This window comes from Nostoc sp. FACHB-888 (assembly GCF_014696655.1).
GTDB lineage: Bacteria > Cyanobacteriota > Cyanobacteriia > Cyanobacteriales > Nostocaceae > Nostoc.
Window position 1 is genome coordinate 41835 of the sequence record NZ_JACJQM010000022.1, and the last position, 24504, is coordinate 66338.

General features: G+C 39.3%; 7 protein-coding genes. All 7 read left to right on the forward strand.

Features of this window, described 5'->3' with window-relative positions:
* Positions 1-89 precede the first annotated feature (89 nt).
* The 7 genes from H6G26_RS15880 to H6G26_RS15910 all read left to right on the forward strand — a co-directional run bounded on the left by H6G26_RS15880 (position 90) and on the right by H6G26_RS15910 (position 24461).
* Complete coding sequence (locus H6G26_RS15880) at positions 90-1178, forward strand: LLM class flavin-dependent oxidoreductase (RefSeq protein ID WP_190730177.1); 1089 nt, start codon at positions 90-92, stop codon at positions 1176-1178.
* A 6-nt stretch (positions 1179-1184) separates the two neighbouring features.
* Positions 1185-5903, forward strand: coding sequence for a non-ribosomal peptide synthetase (locus H6G26_RS15885; protein WP_199326926.1), 4719 nt, complete (start codon positions 1185-1187; stop codon positions 5901-5903).
* A 14-nt stretch (positions 5904-5917) separates the two neighbouring features.
* Positions 5918-6928: a TauD/TfdA family dioxygenase gene (locus tag H6G26_RS15890; protein ID WP_190730178.1), complete on the forward strand. Its 1011-nt coding sequence runs from the start codon at positions 5918-5920 to the stop codon at positions 6926-6928.
* A gap of 30 nt (positions 6929-6958) precedes the next feature.
* Positions 6959-11539 (forward strand): non-ribosomal peptide synthetase, encoded by a 4581-nt coding sequence (locus H6G26_RS15895; protein WP_190730179.1) that lies wholly within the window; start codon positions 6959-6961, stop codon positions 11537-11539.
* A gap of 4 nt (positions 11540-11543) precedes the next feature.
* On the forward strand, positions 11544-14831 hold the full coding sequence (locus H6G26_RS15900) for a non-ribosomal peptide synthetase (RefSeq protein ID WP_190730180.1): 3288 nt from the start codon (positions 11544-11546) through the stop codon (positions 14829-14831).
* A gap of 14 nt (positions 14832-14845) precedes the next feature.
* Positions 14846-19456: a type I polyketide synthase gene (locus H6G26_RS15905; protein WP_190730181.1), complete on the forward strand. Its 4611-nt coding sequence runs from the start codon at positions 14846-14848 to the stop codon at positions 19454-19456.
* Between the two features lie 97 nt (positions 19457-19553).
* Positions 19554-24461, forward strand: coding sequence for a non-ribosomal peptide synthetase (locus tag H6G26_RS15910; protein WP_190730182.1), 4908 nt, complete (start codon positions 19554-19556; stop codon positions 24459-24461).
* Positions 24462-24504 lie beyond the last annotated feature (43 nt).

Below are 24504 nucleotides of genomic sequence, written 5' to 3' on the forward strand. Positions count from 1 at the left end.
AATTTTAATTTTGTATCTCCTTCTTTGCGTCTCTGCTCCTACCCTGCGGGAAGCCGCTCCGCGTCTATGCGCGAAACTTTCATAAAAATATGGAATTCAGCATCCTCTACTTTTCCGGCGATGGTTCAACAACCGAATCAGAGAAATATAAACTCTTGATAGAAACAGCTAAACTTGCTGATAAAAACGGTTTCACAGCAGTATGGACTCCCGAACGCCATTTTCATCCTTTTGGGGGTTTATATCCAAATCCCTCGGTGATTAGTGCAGCTTTAGCAATGGTGACAGAGAAAATTCAACTCAGATCAGGTAGTATTGTGATGCCATTACAACATCCTGTCAGAGTAGCCGAAGAATGGGCTGTAGTTGATAACTTATCTGGTGGTAGAGTTGGACTTTCTTTTGCACCAGGTTGGCACGCTGATGATTTTTTATTACGTCCAGAAAATTACGCTGAACGTAAAGAAGTTATGTGGCGTGACATCGAAATTTTACAAAAACTCTGGCACGGTGAAGAAATTGAATTTATTAATGGCTCAGGCAATAAAGTTCAGATAAAAACATTTCCCCGTCCTATACAATCTCAAGTACCTATATGGATTACTTGCCAAGCTGACAGTACGTTTATTGGTGCAGGTAAAATAGGCGCTAATGTTTTAACCTCTTTGTTGTATACCACTAGTGATGATTTAGCTCAACAAATATCTCTTTATCGTCGTACTTTAACTCAACATGGTCATGATCCAAAAAGTTGCAAAGTATCTTTGATGATGCATACTTATATAGGAGAGAACGAAAAATTAGTTAAACAACAAGTAAAACAGCCTTTTTGTAATTATCTCAAAACCCATTTTGGCTTAGTTGAAAACTTAGCTAAACGCATTAGTTTTCAATTCAATCCCGAAAATTTTACAGAAGAAGACCGACAACAGCTTTTAGAGTTTGCTTTTGAGCGATATTTTCAACAAGGTAGAGTTTTAATCGGTACGCCAGAAAGCTGTCGTCAAACAATTGCAAGGCTTAAAGAAATTGGTGTAGATGAAATAGCTTGTCTAGTTGATTTTGGTCTAAATTTTGATACAGTTATGACAAGCTTAAATAAGCTAACAGACTTTCAGCAAAACTATCAAATAAAAAAAGACATAAGTAAATATTCAACTTTAAGTTTATTTGGGTGATTAATTGTGAAAGATATTAATGAAAGAATTGCCGCCTTATCTCCCGAACAAAGAGCATTGTTTGAAATGCGGCTTAAACAGAAAAACTTACAAGTTAAAAAATTAACATCAATTTCTAAAAGAACAGCATCAGATATTTTATATTTATCATTAACTCAAGAGAGGTTGTGGCTGCTTCATCAGCTACAACCAAATACACCTTTATATAATGAATCGACTCTATTGCGTTTTACAGGTTTTCTCAACACTCTAGCTTTAGAAAAAAGTATTAATGAAATTATTAAAAGGCATGAAATTCTCCGCACTAGTTTTCAAATTCTAGATGAGCAAACTTTACAAGTAATTGTTCCTGCGATCGCATTTACCCTAACAACTATAGAATTAGATACATACTCGGAAGCAAAAGTCAAACAAATTGTTACAGCAAAAGCTCGTCAAGCCTTTGATTTGAGCCAAGCACCACTATTTCGAGGTACATTAATTCGTCTGGGTGAACAAGAACATATTCTGCTACTCACTAAGCATCACATTATTTCTGATGGTTGGTCATGGCAAATCTTTTATCGAGAGTTAGCAGCACTATATCAAGGTTTCTATCAGGATAGCCCAGCAACTTTGCCAGATTTACAAATTCAGTATGCAGACTTTGCACTGTGGCAAAGACAATATTTAAATGATAAATCGCATCAGTTGACATACTGGAAACAACAACTCAAAGATGCGCCGCCGATTCTCAACCTACCAACAGATTATCCCCGCCCTGCACAACAAAGTTTCCAAGGTGCGCGTGCAACTATTGTAATTGAGCAAGCGATCGCAGATGCACTTAAGACTTTCAGCCAGCAAGAAGGCGTTACCCTGTTCATGGTATTGCTTGCAGCGTTTAAAACCTTGCTTTACCGTTACACAGAACAGACAGATTTATTAGTTGGAACTCCCGTTGCTAACCGAACTCACAGCGAAATTGAAAATTTACTTGGATGCTTTGTTAATACTTTAGTTCTCCGAACTGATGTATCTGGCGAACCGAGTTTTCGAGATTTGGTGAAACGAGTACGCGACACAGCCTTAGCTGCTTACACTCATCAAGGCTTTCCCTTTGAGCAGCTAGTTAAAGAACTACAACCGGAGCGGACATTAAGCCATACTCCCCTGTTTCAGGTGATGTTCGTCTTCCAAGATGCGCCAATGTTAGCCCTACAACTGCCGAATTTAACCTTGGCTCCTTTGATGGTAGATAACGGGACTGCTAAATTTGATTTGACTTTGTATGTTGAAGATACCAAGCAAGGGCTAATCGGATTTTTGGAATACAACAGCGAGTTATTTCATGCTGACACTGTTAACAGGATGGTGGGGCATTTTAAAACTATATTATTGGGGATAATAGCAGATAGCGATCGCTCTATTTCTAAGTTACCATTATTAACACCCTCTGAGCTAAATCAGTTATTAATAGAATTTAATCAAAATACCTTAGAAATTCCTCATAGCCAGCTTGAACAATGCTTGCATCATTTGATTGAGGAACAGGTAGAAAAGACACCTGATGCTATTGCGGTAGTTTTTGCGAGTGAAAAACTGACTTATAGAGAACTAAATAATAGTGCAAATCAATTAGCACATTACTTACAATTATTAGGAGTTAAAGCAGAGGAGCGTGTTTGCATTTGTATAGAACGCTCTATAGAAATGGTAGTGGGACTGTTGGGAATATTAAAAGCTGGTGGTGCTTATGTTCCAATAGATCCTAATTATCCTTTAGAGCGTTTAGCTTTCCTTTTAAAAGATTCTCAAGCATCACTATTATTAACACAGCAAAAAATATTAACCAAACTGCCCACATATCAAGGCCAAGTTATCTGTTTAGAGAGTGATTGGGAAAACCTAGAAAAATACAGCAAAGATAACCCAAATACTATAATCGCACCTGATAATTTGGCTTATATCATTTACACCTCTGGTTCTACAGGAAAGCCAAAAGGAGCAATGAACACGCACCTGGGTATCTGTAATCGACTCCTCTGGATGCAACAAACCTATCAGCTAACAGCAAGTGATGCTGTACTTCAGAAAACTCCTTTTAGTTTTGATGTCTCAGTTTGGGAATTTTTCTGGACTCTTATCACAGGTGCTCGTCTGGTAATTGCAAAACCAGAAGGGCATAAAGATACTGTATATTTAGCCAACGTAATTGCTGAAGAAAGTATTACGACTCTGCATTTTGTACCTTCAATGCTTCAGGTATTCTTAGAAGCGCCAAGAGTAGAAAAATTAAAATCTATCAAGCGGGTTATTTGCAGTGGTGAGGCTCTACCTTTCGCCCTACAGAAAAGATTTTTTGATATTTTAGATGCCGAACTACATAATCTTTATGGCCCCACAGAAGCAGCGATTGATGTGACATTCTGGAAATGCCAAAAAGAAAGTGGTAAATCTATAGTTCCAATTGGTCGACCCATTGCAAACACCCAAATTTATTTATTAGATTCCCAGTTGCAACCAGTACCTATTGGCATTACTGGAGAATTACATATTGGTGGGGTTGGAGTTGCTAGAGGATATTTAAATCGCTCAGATTTGACGGATGAAAAATTTATTTCTAATCCTTTTAGCAAACAACCAGAAAGTCGCCTTTACAAAACTGGAGATTTAGCTCGGTATTTACCAGATGGCAACATTGAATATTTAGGAAGAATAGATCATCAAGTCAAAATCCGAGGTTTTCGGATTGAATTAGGAGAGATTGAAACAGTATTGTCTCAACATGCATCTGTAAGAGAAGCTGTTGTGCTTGTGCAGCAAAATCAATCTCTTGTAGCTTATATAGTCTTTCATAAAAATGCTACACATTCTATTAATGAACTCCGAAGTTTTCTACAGCGACACTTGCCAGAATACATGATTCCTTCTGCATTTATGTTGCTAGATAGTTTACCCTTAACACCTAATGGCAAAATAGACCATCGTGCACTACCAGCACCAGAACAAACCCGTCCTCAATTAAAACAAACCTTTGTTGCTCCTCGTAATCCAACTGAGGAAATATTAGTAGAAATTTGGGCGAAAGTTTTACAATTAGAGCAAGTAGGCATTCACGACAGCTTTTTTGAGTTAGGTGGACATTCTTTATTAGCTACTCAAGTAATTTCCCAAGTACGAAAAGCTTTTGGGTTAGAAATACCCCTACGTAACCTATTTGCATCACCCACAATAGCTGAACTTGCCAAACATATAGAGAAAGCTAAACCTGAATTAAACTCAGTGCCTTCTCTAGTACCTGTTGATCGAAATCAAGAATTACCTCTGTCTTTTTCTCAACAAAGATTGTGGTTCCTCCATCAATTAGATCCAAAATCAACAGCTTACAATGGCTCTGACTTGATGCGAATACAAGGAATACTAAATGTAGCGGCATTAGAAGAAAGTATTAACGGAATTATCAGACGACATGAAGTTTTACGGACGTGCTTTACAATTGTTGAGGGGCGACCAATTCAGAAGATTATTTCTGAATTGAGAATACCTGTACCAATCGTAGATTTACAGCATTTACAAATAATTCAAAGAGAACAAAAAGTGCAAAGGTTAGAGGCAGAAAATGCCCAGCAACCATTTGATTTGACACAAACACCGTTGCTACGGTTGCTGTTGTTACGCCTCAGTGCAGAAGAACACATCTTGTTAGTGACAATGCACCATATTATCTCTGATGCTTGGTCAGCAGGAGTGTTTATCAGCGAAATTTCAGCACTTTACGAAGCATTTTCAAATGGAAAACCTTACCAGCTACCAGAATTACCAATTCAATATGCTGATTATACAGTTTGGCAACAGCAATGGTTACAAGGTGAAAGGCTTGATACTCAATTAACCTACTGGAAGCAACAGTTAGAAAATGCAAAGACAATCTTAGAATTACCCACAGATAAACCGCGCACTCAACTACAAACTTCTTTAGGAAAAAAATACTCGTTCACCCTATCGCCTACACTATCTAATAATCTCAAATCTCTCAGCCAGCAAGAAGGTGCCACTTTATTTATGACTCTGCTGGCAGCTTTCAACACCTTGCTCTACCACTATACAAAGCAAGAAGATATCCTTGTAGGTTCCCCCATTGCTAACCGTAACCGCAGTGAACTAGAAGGGTTAATTGGCTTTTTCGTTAACACGCTAGTATTACGTACTAATCTCTCTCATAACCCAAGCTTTAAAGATTTATTGCAACGGGTACGAGAAACAGCGTTGGGAGCTTATGCTCACCAAGATTTACCTTTTGAGAAGTTAGTAGCAGAACTACAGCTAGAACGCACTTTAAATCATTCACCGCTATTTCAAGTATGGTTTGTTCTCCAAAACACTCCAAAATCAGATATGAAATTGGAGGGGCTAAACCTGAGCATTTTAGAGAGTGAAAGTGGTATGGTTCGTCATGATTTAAAACTGCAATTAACAGAAACATCAGAGGGAATACAAGGATTTTTTGAGTATAAAATCGATTTATTTCATGCAAATACTATTACTCGCATGGCAATTGTTTTAGAAACACTACTAACAATCGTTGTGGAACAACCTGATATTCCACTTGACCAACTAGTAGAACTATTGCATGAAACAGAAAAAAAACAACAATTCCGCCAAAATCAAGAATTACAACAAGCCCGGATTCAGAAGTTAGGCAAAGTAGAACGCAAGGCGATTACTGGCAAAAATCAACCATAATTAGATATAGATAAATGAATCTAAGAACATTCAAAAGAAAATCAATTGCAGTATCTTCAGAAAACTTAGTCACAACTAATGTTTTAAAACCTGATCAACAGCTACCTCTCGCCATTCAACCTGCTGTCGATGGACTAAACCTAGTCAGTTGGGCAAGCAGCAACGGTGACTGGATAGAGAAACAATTAATTCAATATGGAGGTTTGCTTTTTCGGAATTTTCAAATTAATACCCATAGCGAATTTGCTAATTTTATGCAGGCTATAGCAGGAGAATTAATTGAATATTCTTATCGTTCAACTCCGCGGAGCCAAGTTGATGCTAAGATATATACATCGACAGAATATCCGCCTGATCAATCAATTCCTTTACATAATGAAATGGCCTATTCTCTTAATTGGCCAATGAAAATTGCCTTCTTTTGTGTAAAGGCAGCAGAGCAAGGTGGAGAAACACCAATTGCGGATAGTCGTAAAGTATTTGAACGAATAGATCCAAAAATTAAAGAGCGATTTATTCAAAAAAAGATTATGTATGTCCGTAATTACGGACAAGGGATTGATTTATCTTGGGAAACTGTATTTCAAACTAATAATAAAGCAGAAGTCGAAGCTTATTGTCAATCCGTTGGTATTGATTTTACATGGTTAGACGGAAATAAACTTAGAACCAGCCAAGTTTGTCAAGCTGTTGCTACCCATCCTCAAACTGGTGATTCAATTTGGTTTAATCAAGCGCATTTATTTCATATCTCAAGCTTAAAAGCAGAAGTCTGTCAATCTTTGCTTGCTATATTAAATGCTGAAGAATTACCACGCAATGCTTATTATGGAGATGGTTCAGAAATTGAATCGTCAGTATTAGAAGAAATTCAAAAAACTTATGAGCAAGAAACAGTAACATTCTCTTGGCAAGAAGGGGATATTTTACTGCTGGATAATATGCTAGCTGCTCATGGGCGTAAGCCATTTATAGGCGCGAGAAAAGTTTTGGTAGGTATGGCGGAACCTTATATAGGTCAATAATTGAAATAGATCTAAGTACATCGAATAATTATGCAAGCTCTATCAATAGAAGGCTTTCAAATTTCACCTCAGCAAAAACGCTTATGGTTATTACAGCTAGAAGCGAACCATCAGCCATATCGGGTTCAATGTGCAGTTTTAGTAGAAGGAAAGATTGAACACTCAATTTTAGAAAAAGCCATACATAATGTTTGGGCTAAATATGAAATTTTACGTACCAGTTTTCCTACATTGGCGGGAATGGCAGTTCCTTTACAAGTCATTGGACAGGAAGCGTCTATAAAATTTAACTATTATGATTGGCAGAATTTAGATACAGAAACACAACAAATAAATATTGAGGCATTATTTCAAGATTATAATCAATTATATTTTGATTTAAAAGAAGGTTTTATTAGCCAGATTGATGTAATTAAAAAATCTGAAAATCAATACCTTTTACTTGTAGCAATCTCAACCATTTGTGCAGATAGAATCTCCCTGCATCATCTTTTGCATGATATTAGCGTCACTTATGATGCTTATTTGCAGGAACATGAGCTAGAAGATATCCCTTTACAATATGCAGATATTGCTGCTTGGCAAAATGAGTTATTAATTGGAGAAGAAGCGGAAATAGCAAAAGAGTATTGGCTCAATCGAGAAGTATCTAATTCTCTTATAAATAAATTACCAAACGAAAAAGAAGTTAATCAAAAACCAAAGTTTGAACCCAAAGTTATCAGGATTAACTTTGATTCTGGTATCACAAATGATATTACAGCGATCGCACAAAAACAAACTGTAGATATCTCGACAGTTTTAATGGCTTGCTGGCAAATTCTCCTATGGCGTTTGAATAACAAATCTGAAGCTGTTTTAGCTTGGTGTTGTGATGGGAGAAATTACCAAGAATTACAGCCAGCAGTTGGTTTATTAGCTAAATATTTACCAATCCATATTCAATTACAAGAAGGTTATATACTTTCTGATATATTAAAGCAGTTAGATGAACACTTAAATAAAGTTGTTCAATGGCAAGACCTTTTTAATGCGGAAGATTTTTTCACTGAGACTAAAGATAGCCAAGAATCATCTTTTTTACCTTTCGCTTTTGAATTTGTATCCCAACCTAATAAATATTTTGCTACTGGCGTATCTTTCGCTATTCAAGAAATCTATAGCTGTATTGAACGCTTCAAGGTGAAATTATTATGCTGGCAACAAGCTGATTCACTAATAGCAGAATTATATTATGATGCGAACTTATTTGATCAAGAAGATATTGAACGTTTAGCGGCACAATTTCAAACTTTGTTAAGCAGTGCAATTAACAATCCAGAAATTGCAATCGCACAACTAAAAATCCTCTCTCCACAAGAACGCCAGCAACTCTTAGGCGAATTTAACAATACTAAAACTGCTCTTTCTCCATACCAGTGCATTCATCACTGGATTGAAGCACAGGCTAACAGCACACCAAATAATATTGCAGCTGTTTTTGGCAATCAACATTTAACCTATGAAGAACTAAATGTTAAAGCTAACAACTTAGCTAATCATTTAGCATCACTAGGAGTCAAACCAGAAACTGTTGTCGCACTTTGCGTTGAACGTTCCTTGGATATGATAGTTGGTATCCTTGGCATTCTCAAAGCAGGTGCAGCCTACTTACCTCTGGAACCTTCTTTACCCGAAGCAGCATTAGCCTTCAGATTGCAAGATGCTCAAGTATCAGTGTTATTAACTCAAAAGCGCCTTGTAGAAAAAATGAATTTCCAGGTGCAGGTAGTTTTGATTGACGCAGATATAAGCGATTCGCCTCAAGGCAACATCCTCAAGCCTGTTACCCCAGAAAATTTAGCTTATGTTATCTACACCTCTGGTTCAACAGGTAAACCCAAAGGAGTTGCAGTTGAACATCGGCAAATAGTTAATTATGTTAACGGTATATTAGAAAAACTCGATTTACCAGAGGTGGCTAGCTTTGCTATTGTCTCCACCTTTGCGGCTGACTTAGGCAACACAGCTATCTATTCTGCCTTGTGTACAGGGGGATGTCTGCACATCATTTCGCAAGAACGTGCCACCAATCCTGTAGCATTAGCTGAATATTGCGATCGCTATTCTATAGATTGCCTTAAAATAGTTCCTTTACACCTATCAGCTTTATTATCAGGTTCTCATCCCGAAAAACTTCTACCACGTCAGCGCCTCATTCTTGGTGGTGAAGCTGCAAGCTGGGATTTAATTAAGCGGGTACGTGAATTAGCATCAGAATGCAAAATTTTCAACCACTACGGCCCTACAGAAACTACCGTTGGTGTACTTACCTATCCGGTAGAAGAAATTTCTACTGATACGCCATCAACTACAGTTCCTCTCGGTCGTCCTTTAGCCAATACCCAAATCTATTTACTAGATAACTATTGCCAACCTGTACCCTTGGGTGTCACAGGAGAAATCTATATAGGTGGTGATAATGTAGCTAGAGGTTATATAAATCAACCAGAACTAACTAACGAGCGATTTATTCGTAATCCATTCAGTAGTGAAACTGACGCAAGACTCTATAAAACTGGGGATTTAGGACGCTATCAATCTGATGGTAACTTAAAATTTTTGGGTCGAATTGATGACCAAGTAAAATTACATGGCTATCGAATCGAATTAGGAGAAATTGAAGCCGTACTTCGTCAATATTCGCAAGTGCGAGAAGTAGTTGTAGTTGCAAAAGAAGCTCATCCAGGGAAAAAGCAGCTTGTAGCCTATATCGTTGGTCAAGAACATTTAAAATCTGCCCAATTGCGCGATTTTCTCCAGCAAAAGCTGCCTGATTATATGATGCCTTCACAATTTGTATTTTTGAAGGCTTTACCGCTAACAGCGAATGGAAAAATCGACAAAAAATCTTTACCAGCACCAGATTCAGTTAAATTAGAATTGCAAGCTGCTTTTGTTGCACCGCGTACCCCAGAAGAAATTGCATTAGCTAAAATTTGGACAGAACTGCTTAATTTAGAGCAAGTTAGTATTCACGATAACTTCTTTGAAATGGGTGGAGATTCCATTATTAGTATTCAAGCGATCGCCAAAGCAAATCAAGTCGGTTTACGCCTCACCCCCAAGCAGATTTTTGAACACCAAACCATTGCCAAACTAGCATTAGTTGCAGATACTACTTCCAAGACAGAATCAGAACAAGGGTTGGTAATTGGTACTGTACCTCTCACACCAATCCAACACAGCTTCTTTGCTCAAAATTTACCGGAATCACATCATTGGAATCAATCGTTATTGCTAGAATTACAGCAAAATATCGAGCCTAATATCTTACAGCAAGCAATACAGCATTTACTGGCGCAGCATGACGCACTTCGCTTATGTTTTCGCCCCACAGCTAATGGTTGGGAATCGTTTAATGCTGGTGTTAAACCTGAAATTCCATTTACCAAATTCGATTTTTCTCATCTACCCCAAGAGCAACAAAAAGCGGCGATTGAAACCAAAGCGACAGAATTGCAAGCAAGTTTAGATTTATCACATGGTTTACTGGTTCGGTTAGCGTTATTCGATTTGGGTTCTCAGCAAAATAACCGCTTACTAATTATCATTCATCATTTGGCTGTTGATGGCGTTTCCTGGCGAATTTTATTGTCAGATTTACAAACAGCCATAGAACAACTTCAGCAACATCAAGCAATTCGATTACCAGCCAAAACAACTTCTTTTAAACAATGGAGTGAACGTTTGCAGGAATATGCAAACACAAAGACGTTACACTCACAGTTAGATTTGTGGTGTTCTGAGTTAAGAAAACGAGTTTCTTCTTTACCAGTAGATTATGTAAGGGAATTAAATACCGTAGCTACAAGTAAAACTCTTTCAGTATTTGTCGATGAAACTGAGACACAAGCCCTGCTGCAAGAAGTACCAATCAAGTACCATACACAAATAAACGATGTTTTGTTAACAGCGCTAGCAAAAACGTTTGCAGAGTGGACAGGAGAAACAACACTGTTAGTTAACTTAGAAGGACATGGACGAGAAGACATTTTTACTGACGTTGATTTATCTCGTACAGTCGGTTGGTTTACTACTGTGTTTCCAGTCCTATTGAATTTAGAAAATGGTGCAATTGGAGATGCTTTAAAAGCAGTTAAAGAACAGCTTCGTAGTATCCCAAATCGGGGTTTTGATTATGGTGTATTGCGGTATTTATGCAGCGATACTGCTGAAGATTTAGCCGCTATGCCCCAAGCAGAAGTTTGTTTCAACTATTTAGGACAATTTGACCAAGTTTTACAAGAATCTTCTTTATTCAAATTAGCATCAGAATCGAGTGGTGTAACACGTAGTCTTTTAGGAAGCCGCCGTCATTTATTTGATATTAATGGGCTTGTGACAGGTGGCTGCCTACAACTAAATTGGACTTATAGCACAGCAATTCACAAAGAGGAAACAGTATCAAGTATTGCTCAAAATTTTGTCCAAGCACTGCGGGAAATTATTAGCCATTGTCAATCGACTGATGCAGGAGGTTATACCCCTTCTGATTTCTCTAAAGCAAAAGTAAGCCAAAAAGACCTCGACTTTTTACTGGCAAAAATTAACCGTGGGAGTGAGAAGTAACAACATGAAAGCTGACAGCATCCAAGATATTTATGAACTATCACCGCTACAACAGGGTATTCTCTTTCATAGTTTATATGCTCCCGAATCAGGTGTTTATTTTGTCCAGTTATGTTACTCGCTGAAGGGAAATTTCAATGTTGTAGCTTTTGAACAAGCTTGGCAAGAAGTAGTCAACCGCCATACTGTTTTACGCACAGCTTTTTATTGGGAAAATTTAGAAAAACCTTTACAGGCTGTACATCGAGAAGTCAAAATATCGTTAATACAGCGCGATTGGCGAGATATTAACCGAAATGAGCAGCCGCAGAAATTGCAGGAATTTTTGGAGAGCGATCGCACCGCCAATTTTGACATTACACAACCATGCTTAATTCGGCTGCATTTAATTCGCTGTAACGATGATTCCTATTACTTTATTTGGAGTAAGCATCATCTCATTTTAGATGGTTGGTCAACAGCTTTAGTCTTAAAAGAAGTAGTAGAAATTTACCAATCACTTTACCAAGGTAAAAATTTACCTTTAATATTAGAAAGTTCTTTTGGCGATTATATTGGTTGGTTGCAACAACAAGATTTAAATAAAGCAAAGAAATTTTGGCAACAGTCATTACAGGGAGTTACAGCACCCACACCCTTAATTAACTTAAATACTCAAGACTCATTCAAGCAACCAGAGAAATACAATCAGCAAGTAATCAAGCTTTCGCAAACAACCACCGCAACACTACAATCTTTAGCAAGACAAAATCAACTTACACTCAACACCCTTGTCCAAGGAGCTTACGCTTTACTTTTAAGCCGCTACAGTAGAGAAACAGATGTAATTTATGGTGTAACAGTCTCCGGTCGTCCAGCAGATTTAGTCAACGCTGAGTCTATAGTGGGGATGTTTATCAATACCCTACCTGTACGAGTGAAAATTGATGCTGAAGAATCTTTGTTATGTTGGTTAAGAAAATTACAATCACAACTGGCAGAAATTCGGCAATATGAATATAGTCCACTGGTAGAGGTGCAAGGCTGGAGCGAAGTACCGCGAGGTTTACCTTTATTTGAAAGCATATTAGTATTTGAAAATTATCCCATTGACACTGCATTAAAAAATGGGATGCAAGATTTAGAAATTCAGTCTATTAGTTCTGTTGACAATACTAATTATCCTTTAACAGTAACAGCTATCCCTAGTTCTGAGTTGGAACTGAGAATATCTTACGATTGCGATGCCTGCGGCGGGCTAAGCCAACGCTTTCATTCAGATACTATCAGCCGGATGCTGGGACATCTAGCCACTTTACTAGAAAATATGATTGCAGATGTTAATCAGCCTCTGGCTTCATTGTCAATGTTGACAGAAGTTGAGCAACATCAACTACTAGTTGATTTTAATAATACACAGGCTGATTATCCTAAAAATAAATGCATTCACCATTTATTTGAGGAACAGGTCGAAAAAGCACCAGATGCAGTTGCAGTAGTATTTGAAGATAAACAACTCACTTATCGAGAACTAAATCAACGAGCTAACCAACTAGCCCATTACCTACAACAATTAGGAGTTAAGCCAGAAGTACCAGTGGGGATTTGTGTTGAACGCTCCTTAGAAATGGTCATCGGCTTATTCGGTATCCTCAAAGCAGGTGGAGCATATCTCCCAATTGAGCCAACCTATCCTAAAGAACGCCTTGCATTTATCATCAAAGACGCTCAGACACCTGTACTACTAACTCAACAACATTTAGCAGCAAAGTTACCGATAGAAAGAACTCAAGTAACTTGCTTAGATACTGATTGGGAAACTATTAGCCAACAGCCAACAGATAACCCAGTCAGTGATATTACAACTCTAAATCTGGCTTACATCATTTACACTTCTGGTTCGACTGGCAAACCCAAAGGTACATTAATTCACCATCAAGGACTAGTTAACTACCTGAGTTGGTGTAGCCAAGCTTATAATCTTGACCAAGTTACAGGAACAATCGTTCATTCTCCTTTAGGATTTGACCTGACCATTACCAGCCTTTTCTCTCCATTACTGGTGGGAAATCGGGTAGAAATTCTGTCACCAGACCAAGGTATTGAAACTCTGGCTAATGCTTTACGCACACGTTCTAACTTAAGCTTGGTGAAAATTACACCGGCTCACCTAAAGTTACTGTCTCAGATGTTATCACCGCAAGAAGCCGCAGGTCGCACCAGAGCCTTTATCATTGGTGGTGAAAATTTGTTGGCTGAAGATATTGCTTTCTGGCAAGAGTTTGCACCAGATACAATGTTGGTTAATGAATATGGGCCGACAGAAACAGTTGTCGGTTGTTGCATTTACCAAGTACCGACAGGAGGAAATCTTTCTAGTTCAGTCGCAATTGGTAATCCTATAGCTAATACTCAGTTATATGTTCTTGACCAACACTATCAACCTGTACCTATTGGTGTAGCGGGTGAGTTGCATATTGGTGGTTTGGGATTAGCTAGAGGTTATCTCAATCAGCCAGAACTAACAGCACAAAAGTTTATTCCTAACCCATTTTCTGATAAACCAGGAGAACGGCTTTATAAAACAGGTGATTTAGCGCGTTACCGACCAGATGGGGTTCTGGAATTTCTGGGACGCATTGATGACCAAGTAAAAATTCGCGGTTTCCGCATCGAATTGGGAGAAATTGAAGCCACAATCAATCAACACCCATCTGTATCTACGAGTGTGGTTGTCGTGCGCCAAGATGAATCAGCAAATCAAACTTTAGTAGCTTATATCACCCTACAACCGCAACAGACACTAGCAATACCTGAACTGCGCCGCTTTTTGGAACCTAAGTTGCCAAACTATATGATTCCCTCGGCTTTTGTGACTTTAGATATCCTACCTCTGACATCTAACGGTAAGGTAGACCACAAAGCATTACCCGCAGTTGAAAATTTCCGTCCAGAATTAGCAGTGGCTTATTTGCTGCCACAAACAGAGGTCGAACAGACTATTGCAGATGTTTGGCAAAAAGTATTGAAAATCGAGAAAATAGGTATTCACGATAATTTCTTCGAGCTTGGTGGGCATTCATTACTATTAATTACAGTTCATAGCCAATTGCGCGAAATATTTAAAACTGAGTTATCAATCCTCGATCTGTTCAGATACCCCACTATTAGTTATTTAGCAGATTATTTAAGTTCATCTCAAAAACATATAATTTCTTTACAGGAAACGGATATTCAAACTGACAAAATTCTAGATGGGAAAGCGCAACAAAAAAAACGTCTACAAAAAATGAAATCCATTATAAACAATTGAGGATTTAAAAAATAATGAACGGTTCAGAAATAGCGATTATTGGATTATCAGGAAGGTTCCCCGGTGCTAAAGATATTGAGGAATTTTGGCAAAATCTCCAAAATGGTGTAAATTCAGTTTCTTTTTTCAGCGATGAAGAATTGTTGTCATCAGGAGTAGATGCAGATGTTTTGAAAAATCCTAACTATGTCAAAGCAGCATCTCTATTAGAAGATGTAGAATTGTTTGATGCTGCCTTTTTTGGCTTCAATCCTAGAGAAGCAGAAATAACCGACCCGCAACATCGCTTATTTTTAGAGTGTGCTTGGCAAGCGCTGGAAAACGCGGGTTATAACTCAGAAATATACAAAGGTGCTATAGGTGTTTTTGGAGGTTCTAGCCTCAGTAGCTACTTACTTAATGTTTATTTAAATCAAAATATTACTTTTAATGGTCATCAACTAAACATTGCAGGTGATAAAGATTACCTTACTAGCCGTGTTTCTTATAAACTTAACTTAACTGGCCCTAGTTATACAGTCCAAACCGCCTGTTCAACTTCATTAGTAGCTGTACATCTAGCGTGTCAAAGCTTACTGAATGGTGAATGTGATATGGCTTTGGCTGGCGGTGTTTCCATCAAGTCATCAAGAAAAGCTGGTTATTTTTACCAAGAAGGCGGCATTTCGTCACCAGATGGCTACTGCCGTGCCTTTGATGCTAAAGCACAGGGAACTGTTAGTGGCGAAGGTGTGGGAATCGTGGTTTTAAAAAGACTAGAAGATGCTCTCACTGATAGAGATTGTATCCACGCCATTATCAAAGGTTCTGCTATCAATAATGATGGGTCAAACAAAGTTAGCTACACTGCGCCCCGTATTGGTGGTCAAGCAAAGGTAATCAGAATGGCTCAAGTTGTGGCCGAAGTTGAACCAGAAACTATTACCTACACTGAAGCTCACGGTACAGGAACATCTTTAGGAGATCCAATAGAAATCGCTGCACTTACAGAGGTTTTTCAAGCCAGTACCCAAAAGAAAGGCTTTTGTGCAATTGGCTCGGTGAAAACAAATATCGGACACTTGGATGCTGCTGCCGGGGTGACAGGCTTAATCAAAACTGTATTAGCTCTCAAGCACAAGCAGATTCCACCCAGCTTACATTTTGAAGCACCTAATCCCCAAATTGACTTTACCAACAGTCCTTTTTACGTCAATACTGCTCTTTCTCCCTGGCAAGTGACAGGTATTCCTTGCCGTGCTGGTGTAAGTTCTTTCGGCATTGGTGGGACTAATGCCCATGTAATTCTTGAAGAAGCTCCATTACAAGTCAGAAGTCGAAAGTCAAAAGTCAAAAGAGAATATTTGCTGTTGTGTTTATCAGCTAAAACTGACTCGGCGCTAGAAACTGCTACGACAAATTTAGTTGATTATCTAGAGCAACATCCTAATGTGAATCTTGCTGATATCGCCTATACCCTTGGCATTGGCCGTAAAACTTTTGACCATCGCCGGATGTTGCTGTGCCAGAACCTTGATGATGCACTGAAGGCGTTGAAATCTCCAGTTTCACCAGGAGTATTAACCCACTATCAGGAAGCAAGACATTCCTCAGTGGTGTTTATGTTTTCTGGGCAAGGGACTCAGTATGTGAACATGGGTCGAGAACTTTATGAAACTGAGTCAATTTTTCGAGAACAGATTGATGATTGCTGCAAATTGCTTCAACCGCATCTAGGGATAGATTTGCGAGAACTACTGTATCCGAGTGCGACACAACATCAAGACGCGGAAAAACAGATGAAACAAACGGCTATTGCCCAGCCTGCCTTGTTTGTGGTGGAATATGCCTTGGCGCAATTGTGGATGGCTTGGGGGGTAAATCCACAAGTGATGATAGGTCACAGTATTGGGGAGTATGTTGCTGCTTGCTTGGCTGGAGTGTTCTCGCTGGAAGATGCTTTGTTTGTGGTTGCAATGCGTGGGCGACTGATGCAGCAAGTTCCTGGTGGGGCGATGTTAGCAGTAACGCTATCACAGGCGGAACTTCAACCATTGTTAACAGAAGAATTAACGATCGCAGTTTACAATACACCATCTCTATGTGTCGTAGCTGGCTCGGTATCATCTGTGGAACAGTTGCAACATCAACTGCGTAAACAAGGTGTGGAGTGTAGACTTTTACACACTTCTCATGCCTTTCATTCTCCGATGATGTCACCAATCATTGAGCCGTTTACTCAACTGTTGCAAACAGTTAAACTTAATTCTCCGAAAATTCCATTTTTATCTAATGTCAGTGGAACTTGGATTACCACAGCCGAAGCAACTGACCCTAATTATTGGGCGAAGCATCTCAGACAACCAGTGCGTTTCAGTGAAGGGGTGATTGAATTACTCAAACAGCCAGAGCGAATTTTACTAGAAGTTGGCCCAGGGCGGACACTGAGTAGTTTGGTCAAGCGACACCAAGTAAATGAGCAACTGGTGCTAACTTCAATCCGCCATCCCCAAGAGCAACAATCAGATGTAGCATTTGTACTACAAACTTTGGGTAGACTCTGGTTAGCAGGGGTGCAAGTGGATTGGTCAGGTTTTTACGCACATCAGGAATGCGATCGCCTGCCTTTACCAACATATCCTTTTGAGCGTCAACGCTACTGGATTGAGGCAAATCCAACAGCTTCTGCACCAACATCTCGACAAGAAGCATTACACAAAAAGTCAGATATTGCTGACTGGTTTTATATCCCTCGCTGGCAACAATCTATACCATTGGGAGTTTTGCAAACAGGTGAACTGACACAGCAAAAGTTATGCTGGTTGGTTTTTGTTGATGCGTATGGAGTCGGAGCAGAAGTAGCGAAACGCTTAGAACAACATGGTCAAAATGCGATCGCTATCAAGGTAGGTGAGCAGTTTGCTCAACTCAGTGACGGTACTTATACAATCAATCCCGAACAACGCAACGATTATCATGCTTTACTGCAAGCACTACAAGAACAGGGTTTGATTCCACAAGTGATCGCTCATTTTTGGAGTGTCGCACCTAACGATACTTTGCCCAGTCACAATCTCAGTGAACAAACACAATATTTTAACCATTGTCAAAACTTAGGCTTTTACAGTCTACTCTACTTGACACAGGCACTAGCAGAACAGAATATAACTGAGCCGACAAAGTTGATGGTTGTTACCAGTAATGTACATGATGTCACTGGCGAAGAGAAATTATGCCCACACAAAGCAACAGTGATTGGTTCATGCAAGGTAATTCCCCAGGAATATCCCCATATTACCTGTTGTCACATTAATGTGGTAATTCCTGCTGCTGACACCAAACCACCTGAGAAACTTATAAATCAGCTAGTAGGAGAATTTACAGCACAATCGACAGAGAATGTCATTGCTTACCGTGGTCATCATCGCTGGATTCAAACCTATGAGGCTGTTCGCTTAGATCAGAGTGTTGCTGACAAAACTCGCTTGAGGCAAGAAGGCGTTTACCTAATTACTGATGGATTAGGTAGCGTTGGTTTATCGCTGGCAGAATATCTAGCTGAGAAAGTACAGGCTAAATTGGTTCTGTTGGGACAAACAGATTTGCCTGCAAAAGAGCAGTGGCCTCAATGGTTGGCGACTCATGATGAACAGGATATTGTTAGCTGCAAGCTGCGAAACTTACAAGCACTGGAGACATTAGGCTCTGAGGTTTTGGTCATCAGTGCTGATGTTGCTAACGAAGAACAAATGCAAAATGCGATCGCTACAGCTACTTCACGCTTTGGTGAGATACATGGTGTCATTCACGCTGCCGTAAATCCTGAAAATGCACATTGTCTTATTCAAGGAACTTCGCCGACTGAAACTCAATTACAATTTCATTCTCAAGTCTATGGATTATTTGTTTTAGAAAAAGTTTTGCAAAAACATAACCTAGATTTTTGCTTTTTAATATCATCTTTATCATCGGTTTTAGGAGGCTTAGGATTTATTTCTTCTTCCGCAGCTTCCAATTTTATAGATGCTTTTGTTTATCAGCACAACCAAACAAGTTCTTGCTTGTGGTGTAGCATAAACTGGGATAATTGGAAAACTAAAGAAGAACATCTGTATACAATTAGTGAAACAAATTCACCTCAATTTTCCATAACATTACAGGAAGGTATAAAAGCCTTTGAACGTGTGTTATCCATGTCTGGTGTTTCTCAAATTATTGTCTCGACTGGAGAACTGCAAGCTAGGATTGACCAACGGCTCAAGCTTGAATCTTTAGAAAAGACAAAATCATCGAGCCAGGAAGATTTATTTTCCAACCACCAAAGGCCAAATTTACTCACAACATATACTGCACCTAGAAATGAGGTTGAGCAAACTGTTGCAGAAATTTGGCAAAAACTTCTAGGTGTTGAACAGGTAGGAATCCATGACAACTTTTTTGAGTTAGGAGGGCACTCATTGTTAGGAACTCAGGTGATTTCCCACTTACGTAAAGCCTTCTTGATAGATTTGCCTCTACGTCACCTATTTGATGAACCTACTATAGCTGGCATTTCAGAATGTATTGAAAATATTCGTAGTACAGCTAGAAAAGTCTTGGTTTCTGCCAGTTCTAATTTTAGCGATCGCGAGGAAATAGAGTTGTGAAGAAATGCCTTAATTGTAGTTTATATACGTTAATTGTGATGGGCAGATTTTGAACAAACATGGCTTTAACTGTGTTCGGTTACGAGGAGAAAGATTTATGAAAACCATCGATCAATTTTTGGCTTATATTGATAGTTTAGACATCAAGCTCAGGGTTGATGGCGATCGTTTATACTGTAACGCTCCTCAAGGAACACTAACACCAGAATTAAGCGCCGAGTTGCGAGAACGCAAGATAGAAATCCTCAAGTTTCTATCTGCTGCTAACCTGACCTCAAATTCGGTTACTATAAAGCCCATTCCTAGAGATATAAACTTACCCCTGTCTTTTGCTCAACAACGGCTGTGGTTCCTGAACCAGTTTGATCCTAATGACCCTTCCTACAACCTTTCTTTTGCTCTGCGTCTAGTCGGTACGCTCAATATAGCAGCATTAAAACAGAGTCTTAACGAAATCGTGCAGCGTCACGAAGTCTTGCGAACTACTTTTACAGTGATTGAGCAACAACCAGTTCAAGTTATTGCTCCTAGCTTGACTTTGCAGTTACCTGTAATTAACTTGCAACAAATCACACCAGCACAACAACAAGCTGAAGTTTTGCGGCTGGCTGCTCAGGAAGCAAAGTTGCCCTTTGACTTAATACAAGGGCCTTTACTACGTTTTACTTTGCTACATTTAAGTGAGCAAGAATACGTAGCTTTGTTAACAATGCACCATATCATCTCCGATGGTTGGTCATTGGATATCCTCATCCAAGAATTAACAGCACTTTACGAAGCCTTTTCTCAAGGTCAACCTTCTCTACAAGATGCCAAACGGCTACCAGAATTACCAATACAGTATGCAGACTTTGGAGCATGGCAACGGCAGTGGCTTGCGGGAGAAGTACTAGAATCCCAACTTGCTTACTGGCGAAAGCAGTTGCAAGGTGCGCCAACAGTCCTAGAGTTACCTACTGACTATCCACGGCCAGCGATTCAAAGCTTCCAGGGTGCTACTCATCGTTTCGAGTTATCCGCAGAACTATCTGTTGCTTTGAAGCAATTGAGTCAGCAAGAAGGAGCCACCTTGTTCATGACTTTGCTGGCCGCTTTCAAGACTTTATTGTATCGCTACACAACCAGCACTGATATTGTGATTGGTTCACCAATTGCCAATCGTAACCACAGTGAAATAGAAAAGCTAATTGGCTTTTTTGTCAATACCTTAGTGTTGCGAACTAATCTTGAAGGTGATCCCAGCTTTCGAGAGCTATTATGCCGAGTGCGTGAAGTCGCTTTAGGGGCTTATGCTTATCAAGATGTACCCTTTGAGCAACTTGTAGAACAATTGCAGCCACAACGAAACTTAAGTCATTCGCCGCTATTTCAGGTGATGTTTGTGCTTCAGAATGCACAAAGGACACAGATAAAGTTACCGGGTTTGAGCTTAAGTTCGCTAGAAAGTGAAAGTGGTACTGCCAAGTTCGATTTGACACTGGAAATGAGCGAAACAGCGTCGGGGATGGTTGGCAGTCTGGAATATAATACTGATTTATTTGCAGCAGATACTATACGCCGGATGGCAGGGCATTTGCAGACATTGCTTTGTGGGATTGTTGTTAATCCAGAGCAACGGCTTTCTCAATTACCACTGTTAACAAAAGATGAGCAACGTCAACTGTTAGAAAAGTGGAATGACATTCAAGCTGAGTATCCACAAGACAAATGTATTCATCAACTGTTTGAAGCACAGGTAGAAAAAACGCCGGATGCTGTAGCAGCAGTATATGAAAATCAATATTTAACTTATCAAGAACTCAATTACAGAGCAAATCAACTCGCTCATTACTTACAGAAACTGGGTGTTGAGCCAGAGGTTAGGGTGGGAATTTGTGTTGAGCGTTCCCTAGAGATGATAATAGGAGTTTTGGGCATTCTCAAAGCTGGGGGAGCTTATGTACCTTTAGATCCACAATTACCCCAAGAGCGTTTGACTTTCATGGTGCAAGATGCACAAGTTTCTGTATTACTCACCCATACGCAACTTTTACAAAATCTACCAGTTTTGCCAATTAAACTTGTATATATAGATAAAGATTGGGAGAGCATCACACTATTATCTCAATCCAATCCAGCTATAACTCAATTACACCCAGACAACATTGCTTACATCATCTATACCTCTGGTTCCACAGGTCAATCTAAGGGGGTAATGATTCAACATCTTAGCCTTGTGAATGCTTATTTCGGCTGGGAAAAAATCTACCAATTAAGTACAAAGGCAACATCTCATTTACAGATGGCCAGCTTTTCCTTTGATGTTTTTTCAGGGGATTTGATTCGGTCTTTATGTTCTGGTGGCAAGCTGGTTTTATGCTCAAAGGATTTGTTGCTATCGCCAGAACAATTATATGAACTCATGGAACAAGAAAAGGTGGATTGTGCTGAGTTTGTACCTGCTGTGTTGAGAAATTTAATTCACTATCTTGATAGTAGCCAACAGCGTTTAGATTTTATGCGGTTGCTGATTTGTGGCTCTGATAGTTGGAGTGGAGCAGAATACCGAAATTTTTTAAGATTTTGTAGCTTTCAAACTCGTTTAATTAACTCCTATGGACTGACAGAAGCTACCATTGATAGTTCTTATTTTGAAACTCCGGTAAAAAATTTAGAACTTAATAAATTAGTAGCTATTGGGCAACCATTTCCTAATACTAAACTTTATATTTTAGATAAAAATTTACAACCCTTACCTATAGGAGTTCCCGGAGAACTCTATATTAGTGGCGTTAGTCTAGCCAGAGGTTATAGCCATCGTCCTGATTTGACTGCCGAAAAATTTATTCCCAACCCATTTAGTAATCAAGCAGGAGAACGCCTATACAAGACAGGCGACATAGTTCGCTATTCAAGTGATGGTAATATTGAGTTTATCAAGCGTATTGATCATCAAGTAAAAATTCGTGGATTCCGCATTGAACTAGGAGAAATTGAAGCCAAATTAGTTCAGCATTCAGTTGTGCAGGAAAGTATAGTTGTAGTTAGGGAAGATAACCCTGGTAACAAGCGTCTAGTAGCATATATAGTTCCTAATACTCATAATGTTGAGTTAAAAAATAATAGTGAACTAATACCACAGTTACGACAATTCCTCAAAGAAAGTTTACCAGAGTACATGGTTCCTGCTGCTTTTGTATTACTGGAAAAACTACCACTAACACCAAATGGAAAAATAGACCGCAAAGCGCTTCCTATACCTGATTTGACACAGTTGATGCCCGAATCTGATCTCGTGGCTCCTGTTACCCCAGTCCAAGAAATGCTAGCCGGAATTTGGACACAGGTACTTGGTTTAGAAAAGCTTGGTGTCAACGACAACTTCTTTGAGTTGGGCGGACATTCTCTATTGGCGACGCGTGTCATCTCCCAGATCCGTCAAGCCTTTAAAGTCGAGTTACCCTTGCGCCGTTTATTTGAGTCTCCAACTGTCGCCGAACTAGCTAAAGACGTTCAAACAGCTATTAACACTGGCAAAGGATTAGAACTACCACCCATGAATCGGGTTTTGCGTGAGCAAGATTTACCTCTGTCTTTTGCTCAACAAAGACTATGGTTACTCGATCAATTAGATCCAGGCAATCATACTTATAATGATCCTACATCTGTGCGCTTGACTGGTTTACTCAATATCACAGCCTTAGAGCAAAGCCTGAATGCAGTTGTCAGTCGTCACGAAACCTTACGCACAGTTTTTACTACAGTCGAAGGGCAACCAGTTCAGAAAATTCAACCGATTACTGATATTACTATACCGATAGTAGACCTAAGAGGAAATGAGCGATCGCTCCAACAACGCGAAACTGAAGCAAAACGCCTTGCACTCGCAGAAGCACAACGCCCATTCAACCTAGCTCAAGGGCCATTACTTCGAGCCACGTTACTCCAGCTAGACGAAGCAGAGTATATATTACTGCTGACCATGCACCACATTATCTCCGACCTGTGGTCAATGGCCATACTCATTCGGGAACTAGCAGACTTTTACGCAGCCTTTAGCCAAGGTAAATCGCTGACACTTCCAGACTTGCCAATTCAATATGCAGATTTTGCTGTTTGGCAGAGAGAATGGATGCAAGGAAAAGTGCTAGAAACTCAACTCGCTTACTGGAAACAACGACTCCAAGGCGCTCCAAGAAAGCTAGAGTTGCCCACTGACAAACCTCGACCTTTGCAGCCAACTTATACTGGCACAACCCAATTGTTCCAGTTACCCAAAGACCTCAGCGATGCACTGCAATTACTTAGCAAGCGGGAAGATGTTACCCTTTCTATGACCCTGCTAACGACTTTCAACGTTTTACTCTACTACTACACCAAGCAAGAGGATATCGTTGTAGGTTCGCCCATTGCTAACCGCAATCGCAGTGAGATTGAAGGATTAATCGGCTTTTTTGTTAATAGTTTAGTTCTGCGGACAGACCTTTCCGGAAATCCTACTTTTACTGAATTGCTACGACGGACACGCGAAGTAACTTTAGGAGCTTATGCACATCAAGATTTGCCCTTTGAAAAGTTAGTTGGAGAATTACAGCTAGAACGAGACTTAAATTATAATCCACTGTTCCAAGTGTGGTTTACTTTGCAGAATATAGCCACACCAGATATTCAAAAACTTACTTTATCTTTACCTGATCTCACCCTTAGCCCATTTGAAACTAACAAGCAGAGGTCTCCCTTTGATTTAGGACTTCTAGTTTCAGAACAAACAGAAGGTATTAGTGGTTGCTTTGAATATAAAACGGATTTATTTGAACCCAGCACTATAGTTCGTATGACAGAACATTTAGAAACGCTTTTGCAGTGTGTGGTTACACAACCAGATATCCAACTCAACCAGCTAATAGAAAAACTTAAAGAATCTGACTATCAACAACAGCTGACTCAAGGAAAAGAGTATAAAAATACAATTCGCCAGAAGTTAATGAAGATTAAACAAAAATCAAATATTAACAGCAATTCATAATGCTATCTCCTTTGCCTCAATAAAATCCTTGCTTTCAAATATT